General features: G+C 28.0%; 2 protein-coding genes. Both read right to left on the reverse strand.

Going from position 1 to position 1,769, the window contains the following annotated elements:
- Positions 1–129: 129 nt before the first annotated feature.
- Entirely contained in the window at positions 130–1,251 is a 1,122-nt protein-coding gene (locus tag GX756_04260) for an NAD(P)-binding domain-containing protein (GenBank protein NLC17073.1), read from the reverse strand.
- On the reverse strand, positions 1,248–1,727 hold the full coding sequence (locus GX756_04265; protein ID NLC17074.1) for an aminotransferase class I/II-fold pyridoxal phosphate-dependent enzyme: 480 nt from the start codon (positions 1,725–1,727) through the stop codon (positions 1,248–1,250). The genes GX756_04260 and GX756_04265 overlap by 4 nt, the downstream gene beginning before the upstream one ends.
- Positions 1,728–1,769 lie beyond the last annotated feature (42 nt).

A 1,769-nucleotide genomic window follows, 5' to 3' on the forward strand; every position in this document is an offset into this window, starting at 1 on the left:
ATTAAAGTTCCATAAGTCATATAATATGTTAAATTATGTTTGGCGCAAAAATCATCAAAGTCTTTTAAGATTTGATATGAAACATCTTGAATCAATTTTAAATTATAATTTGACATAAGTTTTTCTCTGTTATTTATAAAAATTAATTACATCGTTATGCGTTGTTATGCCAAAATTTTGTGGAATTCCTGTTTTAATTAAATCTTTTCCTTTGAATTCACCATTTACAAAATATTCAACACTTGCAAATTTTTCATACCATTTCAAGATCTTATCTATAGTGGGTGTTTTTATCTTTAATATTTCAGCAAAACCTTTGATTATACATAAGCCGTATGGAAAATCGTTAGTAAAATATCTATGATTTTTATCAGGTATATATTTACCGTCCCCAATCTTTAACATAGGAGTTAAGCTTATTTGAAAGGCGGGGATATGCGATAATTTATAGGTCATTTCTTTATAATTTTTTACTTCATAATGTGTTAATAATGATTTAACACCAGATAAATCAAATTCTGGTAATTTTTTACAAATACTTTGCACTTCTTTATCACAATTTAAAAGCGTTATTGAAGACTCATCATCCCATTCTTTATAGAAATATGATTGTCTGTTATAGGTTTTTCCTTCATAATAATCATTAAATAAATGATAAAGCCTTGAAGTATGTAAGATTTGATTGGAAGGCGTAAATGTAATATTTAAAAAATTAGGCAATGAATCACACGGCATTTGAAATAAATTTGATAATAATTTTGAAGTTTCTTGTGATTTTTCTTTTGGTAAAACGGCAATATCTATTTTAGGTTTTCTGCTTTTATTCATAACGATTTTACCATATTCTTTCACTCTTCCTAGACTATGAACTCTCTGCATGCCAAAAATAATACAGCCCTTTTGCCTAAATTTTGATAAAATAAATTCTGTGCCACCACTACCAGGTATCATACCAATAATAGTATTCTTTTGCACATATGGATAAATATCTTCTGCTAATTTTAATAATGCGTTTGCCGGGACAGTTATAAGTATCAAATCCGCATTTCCCAAAGCCTTCTGCTTATCCGCGGTTATCAGGTCTATATGTGCCTTTTTTTGGGTATTATCATTCCAATCATCTATAATTATTTCTGTTGAAAAAAGATGAGCTTTTGAAGCCAACAAGCATATATTATTTTTTTTTGCAAGAGACAATTCGGCACTGATTAATGTCCCCATATTTCCGCCGCCTATTACGCATATATTCATAAATTAACCTCTCTTCTCAATATTTGAATAATTCTTTCATTATCTTTTCTGTTTCTTATGGCAAGTCTTATATATTGAGGCTTATTAAAGGTATCTTTTTTATATAAATCCTTAATAAGAATATTATGTTTTTCAAGTAAATCTATTGCCATTTTAGTGCTATTTTTATTAATTTTTACCATGATAAAATTTGCTTGGGAATCATAAACCTTATAACCTGCTTTTCTTAATTCAGTCGTCATATATTCCCTTTCTGCCACTATTTTATCGCAAGCTTTGATATAATCATCCTTATATAAAGGAATAATTTGCAGAAAATATTCCGCAAGAGAGTTTATGTTCCAAATAGCCATATTCTGCCTAATTATTTTATTTATTTCTTTATTACCGCAAGCCATAATTCCAAGCCTTAACCCAGGAACTCCGTAGGATTTACTTATACTTTTTATTACTATTAGGTTTTGATATTTATTCATTATATCATCATTTATTAAAGTATATCTTAGTTCTTTTTCAGC

It is taken from the genome of Clostridiales bacterium (assembly GCA_012512255.1).
Taxonomy (GTDB): domain Bacteria; phylum Bacillota; class Clostridia; order Christensenellales; family DUVY01; genus DUVY01.

Coding starts and splice junctions, on each gene's coding strand:
- GX756_04265 (NLC17074.1), bottom strand. CDS start 1,727: ATGAATAAATATCAAAACCTAATAGTAATAAAAAGTATAAGTAAATCC.
- GX756_04260 (NLC17073.1), bottom strand. CDS start 1,251: ATGAATATATGCGTAATAGGCGGCGGAAATATGGGGACATTAATCAGT.